This window comes from Actinoplanes sp. SE50/110 (assembly GCF_900119315.1).
Lineage (GTDB): Bacteria > Actinomycetota > Actinomycetes > Mycobacteriales > Micromonosporaceae > Actinoplanes.
The window spans coordinates 7350768-7365152 of sequence record NZ_LT827010.1; the positions used below are offsets into that span (position 1 = coordinate 7350768).

Annotated in this window: 10 protein-coding genes; 7 read left to right on the forward strand and 3 right to left on the reverse strand. The window is 74.2% G+C overall.

What is annotated here, in order from left to right:
• Positions 1-27: 27 nt before the first annotated feature.
• The 6 genes from ACSP50_RS32905 to ACSP50_RS32930 all read left to right on the forward strand — a co-directional run bounded on the left by ACSP50_RS32905 (position 28) and on the right by ACSP50_RS32930 (position 9932).
• A complete protein-coding gene (locus ACSP50_RS32905) occupies positions 28-1014 on the forward strand; it encodes an EamA family transporter (RefSeq protein WP_014693640.1) in 987 nt (328 codons plus the stop codon).
• Between the two features lie 139 nt (positions 1015-1153).
• Positions 1154-3967, forward strand: a complete 2814-nt coding sequence (locus ACSP50_RS32910; protein ID WP_014693641.1) for an SWIM zinc finger family protein — start codon at positions 1154-1156, stop codon at positions 3965-3967.
• A gap of 157 nt (positions 3968-4124) precedes the next feature.
• A complete protein-coding gene (locus ACSP50_RS32915; RefSeq protein WP_014693642.1) occupies positions 4125-5186 on the forward strand; it encodes an AAA family ATPase in 1062 nt (353 codons plus the stop codon).
• On the forward strand, positions 5179-7473 hold the full coding sequence (locus tag ACSP50_RS32920; RefSeq protein WP_014693643.1) for a DUF5682 family protein: 2295 nt from the start codon (positions 5179-5181) through the stop codon (positions 7471-7473). The genes ACSP50_RS32915 and ACSP50_RS32920 overlap by 8 nt, the downstream gene beginning before the upstream one ends.
• Positions 7474-8157: 684 nt before the next feature.
• The gene (locus ACSP50_RS32925) at positions 8158-9417 is read left to right on the forward strand and encodes a VWA domain-containing protein (RefSeq protein WP_014693645.1); all 1260 of its coding nucleotides are present in this window, start codon (positions 8158-8160) and stop codon (positions 9415-9417) included.
• Positions 9418-9731: 314 nt separating this feature from the next.
• The gene (locus ACSP50_RS32930) at positions 9732-9932 is read left to right on the forward strand and encodes a hypothetical protein (RefSeq protein ID WP_014693646.1); all 201 of its coding nucleotides are present in this window, start codon (positions 9732-9734) and stop codon (positions 9930-9932) included.
• A gap of 95 nt (positions 9933-10027) precedes the next feature.
• Here ACSP50_RS32930 and ACSP50_RS32935 read toward each other — a convergent pair whose 3' ends face one another.
• Both ACSP50_RS32935 and ACSP50_RS32940 read right to left on the reverse strand, forming a co-directional pair.
• Positions 10028-10576 (reverse strand): DUF4142 domain-containing protein, encoded by a 549-nt coding sequence (locus tag ACSP50_RS32935; protein ID WP_014693647.1) that lies wholly within the window; start codon positions 10574-10576, stop codon positions 10028-10030.
• A 79-nt stretch (positions 10577-10655) separates the two neighbouring features.
• Positions 10656-10877: a hypothetical protein gene (locus tag ACSP50_RS32940; protein ID WP_014693648.1), complete on the reverse strand. Its 222-nt coding sequence runs from the start codon at positions 10875-10877 to the stop codon at positions 10656-10658.
• 357 nt (positions 10878-11234) lie between these two features.
• Between ACSP50_RS32940 and ACSP50_RS32945 the strand changes: the two genes are divergently transcribed.
• Positions 11235-11963 (forward strand): hypothetical protein, encoded by a 729-nt coding sequence (locus ACSP50_RS32945; protein WP_014693649.1) that lies wholly within the window; start codon positions 11235-11237, stop codon positions 11961-11963.
• A 322-nt stretch (positions 11964-12285) separates the two neighbouring features.
• Here ACSP50_RS32945 and ACSP50_RS32950 read toward each other — a convergent pair whose 3' ends face one another.
• Positions 12286-14310, reverse strand: coding sequence for a S8 family peptidase (locus ACSP50_RS32950; protein ID WP_014693650.1), 2025 nt, complete (start codon positions 14308-14310; stop codon positions 12286-12288).
• Positions 14311-14385: the final 75 nt, after the last annotated feature.

The following is a 14385-nucleotide window of genomic DNA, read 5'->3' on the forward strand; positions in this document are numbered from 1 at the left end:
GAGATACTTTACATCGAGGGAGTCGCCGTGCGCGTCCTGCTGATCACCGCCCTCACACCCGCGGTCTGGGGCACCACCTACGCGATCACCACGGAATTCCTGCCACCCGACCGGCCGCTGCTCGCCGGCGTCCTGCGGGCCCTGCCCGCCGGACTCCTGCTGCTGGCGATCACCCGGCAACTGCCGCGCGGCGCCTGGTGGTGGCGGTCCGCGGTCCTCGGCGCGCTGAACATCGGGTTCTTCTTCGCGCTGCTGTTCGTCAGCGCCTACCGCCTGCCCGGCGGCATGGCGGCCGTGCTCGGGGCGGTGCAGCCACTACTGGTCGCCGGGCTGTCCACGGTCGTGCTCGGCGACCGCACCACGGCCCGTACCGTGATCGCGGGCCTGCTCGGCGCCGCCGGCGTCGCCCTCGCCGTCCTGACCGCCGCCGCCCGCCTCGACCCGATCGGCATCCTGGCCGGGCTGGCCGGTGCCGCGTCGATGGCCATCGGTCTGGTGCTGACCAAACGTTGGGGACGGCCCGGCGTCTCGCTGCTGACCGCGACCGGGTGGCAGCTCACCGCGGGCGGACTGGTCCTGCTGCCGATCATGCTGCTCGGCGAGGGGCTGCCGGCGTCACTGACCGGCCGGAACCTGATGGGCTACGGATACCTGGCGCTGATCGGCACCGCCCTCGCCTACACCCTGTGGTTCCGCGGGCTGGACCGGCTGCCGGCCACCCGGGTCTCGCTGCTCAGCCTGCTCTCCCCGGTGACCGCGACCGTGCTGGGGTGGGCGGCGCTGGGCCAGGCGCTGACGCCGGTGCAGGTCACCGGCATGGCCCTGGCCTTCGCCGCGGTGCTGTGGGGTCAGTCATCGCCGGATCGCGGTCGTCGTCAGGGGGCCTCATCGCAGGTCCGTGTCGGTCACCACGCGACGCGGCAAGCCGGTGCGGGCGGCCCGGAGCATCCCGCGGCCGGGCGCCTCGGTGGTGGTCACCCGGCCGGGCGCGAGGCGGCGGAGCGCCGGCCTTAGCGGAGCGGTCAGCGGGTAAGCGGCGTTGTACCACCCCGGCGCTCCGGGGTTTTCCACAGGCGGGTGGTTCGGCGCCCGGTTGTCCACAGGCCGGGTGGTCCATCCCGAAAACGTCGTACCCCCGGCCTAGGGTCGTCCCGTGCCCGCCGAACGATGGTCCATCGCCCAGGCCGAGTCGATCGCTCCCGACGCCTCGGCGCTCAAGCGTGCCCGCTCCGTGGCCGGGCAGTTCGGCCCCGTCGGGCTGCTCGACGACGTCCTCTGGGGACTGTGCCGGGGCTATCAGGTCGCCGCCGACCTGTCCGGCCCCGCGTTCAAGTGCTCCTGCCCGAGTTTCCAGACGCCCTGCAAGCATGCCGTCGGCCTGGTGCTGCGCTGGGCCGAGGCCGGCGCCGGGCAGGATCCCGCGCCCGACTGGGTGACCCGGTGGCAGGCCGCGCGCGCCGCCCGGGCGAAACCGGGTCCGGCGGCCCCGCCCGACCCGGTGGCCGCCGCCAAGCGCGCCCGGGCGCGCGCCGAGCGGGTCGCCGGCGGCATGACCGAGCTGCGCCGCTGGCTCGACGACCAGGTCGAGCAGGGCCTCGCCGGGCTGGGGCGGCGCGGGCGCCAGGCGTTCGAGCCGATGGCGGCCCGGCTGGTCGACGCGCAGGCGCCGGGGGCGGCCGGTGCGGTCCGGCGCCTCGGTGACATCGCCGGGATCGGCCCGCAGTGGGCCGACCGGCTCCTCGCCGAGCTGGCCACACTGCATCTGCTGGTCGCCGGGCACGACCGGTTCGACGCGCTGGACCCGGCGACGGCCGCCACCGTCCGCTCCCGGATCGGTTTCCCCACGGCGACCGAGGAGGTGCTGGCCGGGCCCCGGGTCACCGACCGCTGGCAGGTGCTCGGCCAGATCGACACCGACGACGGCCCGCTGACCACCCGGCGCACCTGGTTGCACGGCTCGTCGACGTCCCGGTTCGCGCTGGTGCTGTCGTTCGCGGCGCCGGGCCAGACGCTCGCCGCCGACCTGGTGCCGGGCACCGAGTTCCGCGGCGACCTCTGCTTCTATCCCGGCTCCGCGCCGCTGCGGGCGCTGGTCGCCGAGCGCGCCAGCGCCGCCGAGCCGTTCGGCTCGCCGGACGGCGCCGGGTCGGTGCGCGCCGCTCTCTCCCGGTGGGCGTCGCTGCTGGCCGCCGAGCCTTTCCGGTACGACGCACCGGTGCTGCTGGCGGGCGTCAGCCCCGCCGAGGGGGGCTTCCTGGTGGACGGGTCGGGTGACGCGTTGCCCCTGGCCGCCGGGCATCGTGAGCCGTGGTGGCTGCTGGCGGCCGCGGGCGCCCGGCCGGCCGCGGTCGCCGCCGAGTGGTCGCCGGCCGGCTTGCGCCCGCTGGCGGCCTGGGCCGACGGCCACTTCGTGGCGGCCGCGCCGCCGATGCCCGACGCCGGCGCGCCGCGGGCGGCCGAGCTGCCACCCGAGCTGCTGGCCGCGGCGCTGGTCGGCACGGCACGCCGGCCGTGGCACGCGGCCTCGGTGCGGGTCGGACCGGTCGCGGTCGAGGTCGGTCAGGCGTCGCTGCAGGCGGGTCCGGCCGCGGCCCTGCTGGATGCCGCGGCCGTCGCGCTGACCGCGCGGCGGGCCGGGGTGCAGCCGGACACGACCCGGTCCCCCATCGAGCCGGCTCCGGCCGAGACCGATCCCCCGCTGCCGGTCGCGGCCGGGGTGCGCCTGAGCCGCATCCTGCGCGGCGGTGCCCCGGGCGGCGCCCACCTGGAGCAGGAGCTGCTGGCCCAGTGGCTCGCCGCGGCGGCGCGCCGGGGTGGCGTGGTGCCGCCGGTGCTGCTGCCCGCGCTGCTCGACGCCGGCCGGCGCACCACGACGATCCGCGCCGACGCGGCCCGGGTCGCCGGGCGCCGGGGTGCCTGGCTGGCCGAGCGGCGTGCCGACTGGGGCTGGCTGTTCGACGAGGCCACGCCGGTCACCGTGGTCGACTGGACGACCGCGACCGGCACCGAGCGGCTGGGACACCTGATCACCCTGCGCCGGTCCGAGCCGGCGCACGCGCGGCGGCTGGTGGAGAGCACCTGGGGCGCCGACTCCTCGGAGAACCGCGCCCGGTTCCTCGGCGCCTTCACCGACGGGCTGTCCCTCGACGACGAGGAGCTGCTGGAGCGGGCCCTCGACGACCGGCGCAAGGAGGTCCGGCAGACCGCCGTCGACCTGCTCCGCCGCCTGCCCGGGGCGGCACTCGGCGAGCGGATGCGCGACCGGGCGCACGCCGCGGTGCGCCTGGCCGCCGACTCTGCGCGGCTCCTGGTGACGCCGCCGGCCGAGCTGGACGCCGGGCTGCGACGTGACGGGGTGAGCGCGACCCCGGCCCACGGCACCGGGGTCGGCGCCTGGCTGCTGGAGGAGGTGGTCGCCGGGACTCCGCTCACCTCGTGGGCCGCCCTGGAGCCGACCGGTTACCTCGCGCTGGCCCGGGGAAACGACTGGGTGACGCCGCTGCTGCACGGCTGGGCCAAGGCCGCCATCACCCAGGGCGACGCCCGCTGGGCTGCGGCGCTGCTGGCCGGCGACTCCGGCATGCTGCGCGAGGGGGTTCGCTGGGAACTGCACCTGGTGCTCCCGTCCGACACATTGGCCCGGCTGGCCGCCGAGGCGCTGCGTGCCGAGGACGCCGCGGCGCACCGACTGCTGGCACTGCATCCCGGGCCGTGGCCGGAACCACTGAGCGTGACGGTGCTGGAGACGATTCTGCGCCGGGCGCGTCACGACCGGCACACCTGGCAGCTCGGCGAGCTGTGCCGGACCGCCGCGCTCGCCATGCCCCCGGCGTATGCGGATCTCGCCGGCCGGCTGGCCGCTCAGCTGGAGCCGGAGGTGGACCCGAGCCGGGTGCGGCCGATCGCCGACCTGGCGCGGACGCTGGCGTTCCGTGAGGAGATGCTGCGCGAGTTGAGCGAGCCGTGAGGGGTGTGCCGGGGGTCGATCGTGCGGGCCGGGCGTGCCGTGCGATCGGTCGGCCGGGGCGCCGGGGCAGCGCCGGGAAATGTCGTACCCCGGCGGTAGTTTGCAGTTCGAGCCAGCTATCGGGCGGGCCGGTGGGCCCGGAGACTCAGGAGTTCGAGTGACCGCTCTTCGACCGCACGCCGAGGATCAGTATGCCGACGAGCTGACCCGGCTGGCCGCCGCCGACGACCGACCCCGCCCGCCCGGGTGGCGGTTGTCGCCCCAGGCCGTGGTGACCTATCTGCTCGGCGACGGCGCCAAGATCACCCCGAAGTATGTGGGGCCGCGCCGCCTGATCGAGGTCGCCGTCTCCACCCTCGCCACCGATCGGGCGCTGCTCCTGCTGGGCGTTCCCGGCACCGCCAAGACCTGGGTCTCCGAGCATCTGGCCGCCGCCATCTCCGGCGACTCCACGCTGCTGGTGCAGGGCACCGCCGGCACCGCCGAGGAGGCCATCCGGTACGGGTGGAACTATGCCCGTCTGCTCGCCGAGGGCCCGACCGCCGCGGCGCTGGTGCCGAGCCCGATCATGCGGGCCATGCGGGGTGGCTCCATCGCCCGGCTGGAGGAGCTCACCCGCGTCCCGTCCGACGTGCAGGACGCTCTGATCACCATCCTCTCGGAGAAGACGCTGCCGATCCCGGAGCTGGGCGACGAGGTGCAGGCGCAGCGCGGCTTCAACCTGATCGCCACCGCCAACGACAGGGACCGCGGGGTGAACGAGTTGTCCAGCGCCCTGCGGCGGCGGTTCAACACGGTGGTGCTGCCGGTTCCGGCCAACGCCGACGACGAAGTCGAGATCGTGGCGCGCCGGGTGGCGCAGCTCGGCCGGTCGCTGGAGCTGCCCGAGGTGCCGGCCGCGCTCGACGAGATCCGGCGGGTGGTCACCGTGTTCCGCGAGCTGCGGAGCGGGCTGACCGAGGACGGCCGCACCAAGCTCAAGTCGCCGACCGGTACGCTCTCCACCGCCGAGGCGATCTCGGTGATCACCAACGGGATGGCGCTGGCCGCCCACTTCGGCGACGGCACCCTGCACCCGGGCGACGTCGCGGCCGGCATCGTCGGCGCGGTGATCAAGGACCCCGTCTCCGACACCGTCGTCTGGCGGGAATACCTGGAGACCGTGGTCCGGGAGCGGTCCGACTGGCTCGATTTCTACCGGGCCGCGCGCGATGCCTGAGAGGTTCTACGGCATCCGGCACCACGGGCCCGGCTCGGCCCGGGCGGTGGTGCGGGAGCTGACGGCGCAACAGCCGACGGTGCTGCTCGTGGAGGGCCCGCCGGAGGCTGACGAGCTGGTGCGCTGGGTGGCCGGCAGCGACCTGGAGCCGCCGGTCGCGCTGCTGGGCTATGCGGTGGACGATCCGGGGCGGGCCGCGTTCTGGCCGTTCGCGGTCTTCTCGCCGGAGTGGCAGGCGATCCGGTGGGCGGTGGACAACGAGGTGCCGGTCCGCTTCTTCGACCTGCCCTACGCGTATCGGGTCGGCGACGAAGACGGTGGTCCCGCCCCGGCCGAGGCTTCCCCGCGGGTCGGCGATTCTCCCCCGGTCGAGGGTGACCAGCCGTCCCGTGGGGACGGCGACGCTGAGGCCGGCGGCGACATGGACCGGACGGCCGCGCCCGGACGGCCGGTGGATCCGATCGGTGAGCTGGCCGCCGCGGCGGGGTATGACGATCCGGAGCGCTGGTGGGAGGACGTGGTCGAGCATCGCGGGATGCCGGCTTTCGAGGCGATCGCGGAAGCAATGACGGCGATCCGGGAAGGCGCCGCGGAGGATCCCGAGGACCTTCCGCGGGAGGCCTACATGCGCACGGTCCTGCGGGAGGTCCGGCGCAAGCACGACAACATCGCGGTCGTCTGCGGGGCGTGGCACGTCCCGGCGCTGACCCGGAAGGTGCCGGCCAAGGATGACAACGCGCTGCTCAAGGGCCGGCGCAAGGGCAAGGTCGCGTTCACCTGGGTGCCCTGGACGTATGGTCGGCTGGCCTCCTGGTCCGGGTACGGCGCCGGGGTCGGTTCCCCGGGGTGGTATCACCACCTGTTCACCAGCGCGGACTCGGTCGTGCCGCGGTGGCTGGTGGACGCCGCCGGCGTGCTGCGCGCCGAGGGTGTCCCCACCTCCTCGGCGCACGTGATCGAGGCGACCCGGCTGGCCGAGGCGCTCGCCGCGCTGCGGGGGCGGCCGCTGGCCGGGCTGGCCGAGGTGACCGAGGCCGCCGAGGCGGTGATGTGCGACGGGGAGCCGCTGCGCACGGCTCTGATCAATCGGCGGCTGGTGGTCGGCGAGCGGCTCGGCTCGGTGCCGGACGAGATGCCGGCCGTTCCGCTGGCTCGGGACTTGGCCGCCCAGCAGCGGAGCCTGCGGCTCAAACCCGAAGCCACCGAACGGGAGCTGAGACTCGACCTGCGCAAGGAGATCGACCTGCGGCGCAGCCGGCTCCTGCACCGGTTGCGGACCCTGGCCGTGCCGTGGGGCGAGCCGGCTCCCGGGCGCCGCGGGACGGGCACCTTCCGCGAGGAATGGGTGCTGCGGTGGCAGCCGGAGTTCGCGGTGCGGCTCGTCGAGGGCAGCATGTGGGGCACCACGGTGGCCGCCGCGGCGACCGCCCGGGTGACCCGGCGGGCGAGCACGGCGCAGACGCTGGCCGAGGTGACCGCGCTGCTGGAAACGTGCCTGCTGGCCGATCTCCGGGATGCGTATCCGCGGGTTCTCACCGCGCTGGACACCCGCGCCGCGCTGGACGCCGACATTCACCACCTGATGGCGGCGCTCCCCGCCCTGGCCCGGACGCTGCGGTACGGCGATGTGCGGCGCACCGACGTCGGCGGTCTCGCGACGGTCACCGCCAGTCTGCTGAAACGGATCTGCGCCGGACTGCCGTCGGCGGCCGGTTCGCTCTCCGACGAGGCGGCCAGGCAGCTGCGGGACGGCGTGGACGGCGTTCATCAGGCGGTCGGCCTGCTCGCCGACGACGATCTGCGAGAATTGTGGCTGGTGACCCTGGAGTCGCTGGCCCGCCGGCCGGACCTGCACGGGTTGCCGGCCGGGCGACTGACCCGGCTGCTGCTGGACGCTGACCGGCTGGATGCCGGCGAGGTCCGCCGCCGTCTGCGGCTGCCGCTGACCGCCGGGACACCACCGGCGCACGGGGCCGCCTGGGTGGAGGGGTTCCTGGCCGGCGGCGGGCTGCTGCTGGTGCACGACGATGCGCTGCTCACGCTGGTCGACGAGTGGCTCGCCGACGTGCCGGCGGAGGGGTTCGATGATGTGTTGCCGCTGCTGAGGCGTACCTTCGGGACATTCGACGCGGGCGAGCGGCGGGCGATCGGTGAGCGGGTGGCCGGTCCGCGGGCCGGAGCGGCGCAGGCCGCAGCCGTGACGATCGACGAGAAACGGGCAGTGTCCGTGCTGCCCGTGCTGGGTGCCCTGCTGGGGCGCGAGATCCGGGTCCGGGAGGACGCATGAGCCAGAGTTCTGAGGACGCCGAGCTGTTTTCCCACTCGGCCGAGCAGCCGGCGGGCGGGGAGACGCCTGCGCTGCCGACGATGCTGCAGTTCTCGCATCCGACGCAGGAGGCGGTGATCGGCTCCGCCTCGCACGCGGCCGAGCCGGCGGGGCGGCTGTTCTCCCACCCGGGTCCGGCGCGGGGCGCGACGGAGTTCGATGAGATGTCCGGTTGGGCGGGCCAGGCCGGCGGCGGGCGTGGCGGCAACCGGAGCGGAAACCGGGACCGCGGCCCGGGTGGACGGGGCACCGGAGGACGCGGCGCCGGCGGACGTGGGACCGACGGGCGCGGCGCCGACGGGCGCGCGGCGGGCGGACGCGGAGCTGACGGTCGCGGCGCCGACGGGCGCAACGCGGAGGGACGCGGCGGCGGACGCGCGGCGAGTGGACGCGGCGCCGACGGGCGCGCGGCGAGTGGACGCGGCGCGGAAGGACGCGCGGCCGGCCCGCGTGCGGCCGAGGGACATCCGGCCGGCGAACGCGGTGGCGATCGGCAAGCGGCGGGCGGGCGGGCGGCCGACCGGCCCGGCGGCACCGGCGGCCGCGGGGACGACGGACGACAGACGACGGGACGAAGCGGGCGCAGGGAAGGGGGCGATCGGGCTGGCCGGGCGGTTGACGGTCCTACGGGCGCGGAGAGTCGCCGTGAGGGCACAGGCGGGCGAGCACGTCGAACCGGGCGCGCCGATGGCTGACGAGACCACGTCGACCACGGAGAGCACCGCCGGGGCGGCGCGGGAGCGGATGCGGCGGTGGCGGCTGGTGCTGGGTGGGGCGGCGGAGGAGTCGCTCGGCAAGGCGGAGGGGCGGGACGGGGCGGTCGACGGGGCGCTGGCGGCGCTCTACGACTCCGGCGGGGACGGGGACGGGACCGGCAGCAAGCGGTCCGCGGGGCTGGGCGGGTCGGCGCCGCGGGTCGCGCGGTGGCTCGGCGACATCCGGGAGTACTTTCCGGGCACCGTCGTGCAGGTGATGCAGGCGGACGCGATCGAGCGGCTCGACCTGACCCGACTGCTGCTGGAGCCGGAGATGCTGGCGGCGGTCGAGCCGGACGTGCACCTGGTCGGCACGCTGCTCTCGCTGAACAAGGTGATGCCCGACGCCACCAAGGACGCCGCCCGGCAGGTGGTCCGGTCGGTGGTCGAGCAACTGGAGAAACGGATCGCCCAGCAGACCCGGGCCGCGGTCTCCGGGGCGCTGAACCGGGCCGCCCGGATCAACCGGCCGCGGCAGGCCGACATCGACTGGGACCGGACCATCCGGGCGAACCTCAAGCACTACCAGGCCGAGCATCGGACGGTCATCCCGGAACGGTTGATCGGTTACGGGCGGCGGAGCAGCGCGGTGCACCGTGACGTGGTGCTCTGCGTGGACCAGTCCGGGTCGATGGCGTCCTCGGTGGTGTTCGCCGGGGTGTTCGCGGCGGTGCTGGCGTCGATGCGGTCACTGCGGACGTCACTCGTCGTCTTCGACACGGCCGTGGTGGACCTCACCGATCAGCTCAGCGACCCGGTCGAGGTGCTGTTCGGGACTCAGCTGGGCGGCGGGACGGACATCAACCGGGCTGTGGCGTACAGCCAGCAATTGATCTCCCGGCCGCGGGACAGCATCTTCGTGCTGATCAGCGACCTGTACGAGGGTGGTGTCCGGGACGAGATGCTGCGCCGGGTGGCGGAGATGACCGCCGCCGGGGTGCAGGTGGTGGCGCTGCTGGCGCTCTCCGACGAGGGCGCGCCGGCCTACGATCACGAGAACGCGGCGGCCCTGGCGGCGCTGGGTGTGCCGGCGTTCGCGTGCACGCCCGACGCATTCCCCGAGCTGATGGCGGCGGCCATCGAACGCCGCGACCTGACCGCGTTCGCCGAACGCTTCGCCGACCGCAAAGCCACCGGAGCCGCCCTGTGACCGGCCGCTAACTGCTGACCGGCCGCCGACCCGCCGCACACCGGCCGCCGACTCGCCGCTGCACCCGCCGCACACCGGCCGCCGACTCGCCGCTGCACCCGCCGCAGACCGGCCGCCCACTCGCCGCAGACCGGCCCGAACCGGCCGCAGACTGGCACCTGCACCTGCACCCGCGGGAGATCGGCTGCCAACCAGCCGCTGATCGGCGCCGATCTCCCCGGTCACCGTATCCCGGTGAGTAGTACCCGCAGGTAGCGATCGATCCGCTCCTCCGGCGGACCGCCGATCGCAGCGCGAAGACGATCCCACCCGGGATGGCGAAGACCGGCCTGGACCGGGACGCGTCACCGGCCGACCGCGCCGTCGGCGCCCTGCTGGGACTCGTTCTGAGCCGACCGGTCGACGAGGCGGTGACCCCGATCCTCTATGCCGCGACCGACACCGCGGCGCCCACCGGCTGCCACATCGGCCCCGGCCGGCCGTTCCGCCCCCGCGGCCGACCTTCGAGAGGCTGACCGGACCGGCGACGGATCCGGTTCTCGCACGACGGTTGTGGGCGCGCTCCGCGGAGCTCACCGGGATCGGCACCGGACTCGCGGACCGGCGGTGATCAGCTGGGGCGGCCGCCACCACCGAGGTAGCCGGCCAGCCCCGCCGCAACCGCCGCGTCCCGGAGCTGCTCCGCGTGATGCCTGATCACCGGGACGGCTTTCGCGGCAAGCGCCTTCACCGACTCGTCGGAGCCGTTGGCGGCCTCGTCGGAGGCCAGTCGCAGGGCCGCGCGGTGCCCGGCCAGCTGGGTGGTGATGTAGTACTCGTCGAACGTGTCGGTGCCGGCCACCTCGTACCGGTGAGCCAGGGCCTGCTGCTCTTCGGTGGGGTCGGCGGGCAGGAACACGCGCAGCTCACGGGCCGTCAGGTAGAGGTCGGCGTCCATCCGGATGTGGTCGCGTAGGAAGGTGGCGGCCAGTTCCTTCACCGTCGGGTCGGTGGTCTTGGTCCAGGCGATCCGGCCGGCCGCGATCTCGGCGAGGTTGACCTGGTGAGCGGCCTTTAGGAAGGCGGCGTCCGACTCGGAGGCGGCGGCCTGCGCGGCGGTGGCCGGGAGAACCAGCAGCCCGGCCAGGCCGAGCATCGCGGGGATACGGCGGAAAAGCATCTCAACTCCTCAAATAGGTCATTGCCACCCTAGCCAAGGAGATGTGCGAATTATTCGCTTTCGCCGGTAAACCTCGGAATCACTGCGTCCAGCGCAGGAAGCGGTCGAAGAGCTCCGGCGCCGGCACCTGCGGCATGTCCCGCGCGGCCTCTTCCAGGTAGTCCCACATCTTGACGGCGAGATCCATCCGATTGTGCCCCCGTCCGAGCGTCTCCCGCGCCGGCGGGCACGGCCACGGCTGCGCGCAGACCCGGCAGTCCCAGGACGGACGGGCGGGAAGGTGCTCCGTGCCCTCGGTCACGTGCGACTCCCCTCGCCGGCGACAAACGGCGGGACGGCCCCCGGGATCCGCCCGCCAACCTCACCCGTGCACCACACGATGCGCGCGTCGATCAGGCCGGTCAACGTCCGTTCCCTCTGCGGGTGACAGCTCGGACCGAAAGCCGACAGCACGCATCCGCAGCAGGCGGTGGCGCACGATCCGCCGGGCAGAGGGGGCAGCGGCGCGCGAGGGCGCAGGAGCGACGAACCAGAAAGCCGAAGAAAGCCCGGTATGTCCTGATCTTTGGAACGATGAACACCGAAACGGCCGCACACCAGGCCCGCAGGCAACACCGAGCCGTCCACGACGGACCACCGAGCGACGGAGGAGGGCGACATGAGCGACGACGACCGCCCCGACCGCACGCGTGGGGGCAGCGTCTACGCCTCGGAGGCGGCCACCGCGCCACACCGTCGCGGCCTCCAGCGTCGGCAGACGGCGATCGGCATCGCCGGCGCGATCGCGGTGCTCGTCGGCTCCGGTTTCATCGTGACCCAGCTGATGGACGCCCGGCAGGACACGCTGCCCGAACCGGCGGCGCTGGCACCGCTGACCACGGCGGCGACGCCGGGCATGGAGGGCACCGGCGTCTCCGCCGTACCGGGAAATCTGCGGGCCCCGCGCACGACGCACCCGGCGGAGGCCGCCAAGCGCGCCCCGTCACCCACCCCGATGAGCCTCCCCGAGGAGCCGGGCGCGTCGGCGCCCTATGCGCCGTCGTCGATGGCGGTCGCCCAGCAGGGGCAGCAGGCGCCGGTCATCCGCCGGGTCGAAACGGTGCATAACGGCACCGTTCGCATCTCCACCGCCCGCGCGGATCTCACCGGCCGCGGCGATCTGCAACTCGCGGCCGACACCGGCTTCGCCGCCGGCGACGGCATCCGCTGCACCAACCGCGTCCGCTTCAGCCCGGACGAACCCGCCACCACCCGCGAGTACCTGCTGCTCTGCTGGCGTACCTCGGACCGCCGCAGCGTGATCACGATGGCGGTCGCCGCCCACGGCGCCCCGACCCCCGCCGACAGCGCCAAGATCATTATCCGCGAATGGGATTCGCTGGGATGAGTGCGGGCCGCTTCGGAACAGATCGCCAGATCACATTCTTCAAGCAGATGTCGCACGCTGCGGCCGATAACTGACCGCCGCTCCCGCCGCTCCCGGGCACGGCGATTTTGGCCGCTGGCGCGTCCAGGACAAATCGCCGCGCCCTACCGTCCGCGGGTGGTCACGGAAAAAGCGTGGCCGCGGCATCCGCCGTGGCCACGCTCTTGCTGTCCATCGCTACCGGCTGGCGGCGCAGATGGCCGCGTTGCCGGCATGCCGCCGCATCCCGCTGGTGCTACCGCCGCCGGTCAGGCGACGACGCCGCTGGTGCCACCGCCGCCGGTCAGGCGACGACGATGCTGCTGGTGCTGCCGGTGATCGAGCCGGTGGTCGGAACGACGACGCGGTACTGCTGGCCGGTGGTGAGGCCGCTGACCGTGGCCTTGGTGGTGGTGGCGTTGCTGGCGAACTGGAGGACCTTCTTCCAGCTGCCGCCGATCAGCTGCTGCACCTCGACGTTCAGGCCGGCCGGCGAGGCGAGACTGACGCTCATGGTCCGGGTGCCGGTGCGGACCGCGTACGCCGAGCTGTGCACGGTGTAGGCGGCGGCGCCGGTGGCGGCCTCGTTCGCGGTCGTCGCCGCGATCCGCAGTTCGAGCTGGTAGCCGGCGGTCGCGACCCGGTTGGCGGTGACCGTGCCGGTGGCCGAGGTGACCACGTCGACACACTGGAACGCCTTGCCGCTTTCGGCGACGCAGAGCTGGGCGTTCTTCTTCACCCACGGCTGCCCCGCCGCGGTCACCGTGAACGTGGTGACGTTGGTGGTGCCGTAGTTGACGTCGGCCCGGGCCGGGTTCGCCACGATCACCGGCTTGGCCTTGGCCACGGTGGGCGACGGCGCGGCCGTCGGCGCCTTGGAGGTGGGCGCGGTCGTCGGGGAAGCCGTGGGCGCCTTGGAGGTCGGCGCGGTGGTCGGAGCAGCCGTCGGCGCCTTGGAGACAGGAGCCGAGGTGGGCACAGAAGTCGGAGCCGAGGTCGGAGCCGACGTGGGCGCGGACGTCGGAGCCGAGGTCGGAGCCGAGGTGGGCGCAGAAGTCGGAGCCGAGGTGGGCGCCGAGGTCGGAGCGGACGTGGGCGCGGACGTCGGAGCGGACGACGGGGCCGCCGTCACCGCCGCCAGCGCCGCCACGGCGTCCACCCGGCCGTACCCGTAATCGTCGTCCCGGCCCGGCGTCCCGAGGTCGACGGCGGACGTCTCCAGCGCCTGCTCGAGCTGGTCCGGCGTCAACCCGCCGTTCACCGACTTGAGCAGCGCCACCAGCCCCGCCACGTGCGGCGACGCCATCGACGTCCCGCTCATCGTCGCGTAGCTGCGGCCCAGCGCCGACGGGTAGGTGCTCAGAATCGCCGACCCGGGCGCCGCCACGTCCACATAGCCGCCGGCGTTGGAGTAGCTCGCCACGTTGTCCGCCGAGTCGGTGGCGGCGACCGCGATCACCCCGGCGTCCGCACCCGGGTAGCTGACCGGGCTGCCGTTGGCCCGCTCGTTGCCGGCCGCGGCCACCACCGTGACGCCCTTGCTGCGGGCGTACGCGATCGCATTGCTGACCGCGCCCACCTGCGACGTCGACCCGAGCGACATGTTGATCACCTGGGCGCCGTTGTCCGCGGCCCAGATGATGCCCTCGGCGGTGTCCGACATGTAGCCGCTGCCGTCCGCACCGAGCACCTTCACCGGCAGGATCCTGGTGTCCGGCGCGACCGAGGAGACGCCGACGGTGTTCCCGGTGACCGCGCCGATGGTGCCGGCCACGTGGGTGCCGTGCCCGTTCTGGTCGGTGTTGCCGCCCGGCTTGTCGGCGACCGCGTCCCATCCGGTCAGCACCTTGCCGGTCAGGTCGACGTTGCTCGCGTCCACCCCGGTGTCGATCACCGCGACGGTCACCCCGGCGCCGGTCGACGTGGGCCAGGCGTCGGTGGCGCGCATCCTGGCCAGGTCCCACTGCTGCGGGCGGTAGAGGTCGCCGCCGGTGACCGCGTCCAGCGCGACGGCCTTGGCGTCGATCTCGACGCCGACCGCGTTCTCCGCCTTCTGCGCCTGTTCGACGAGCTTCGCGGCGCCGTCGCGGGTGGTCGCCTCCCGGACCGTGACGACCGGCTTGCCGTTGCGGTCGATGGTGGTGCCGACCACCCGGGCCGGCTGCTCCGCGGTGACGGTGGCGGGCAGCAGCTGGTCGGCGGTCTGGTGCAGGCCGTACGTGACCGGCGTCCATCCGACGGTTCCGGTCGGCAGCGCGAACGCGGCGACTCCAGCGACCGCGGCGGCGGCGACAGCTCCGACGGCGTACCGGCGCAGAACAACCTTCATGGACCACAACCTCCAGCTCGAAGACCTGCACTACGTTCTTCGAGCCGGGTTGTGGTTCGGGGAGACGGCCGGTTG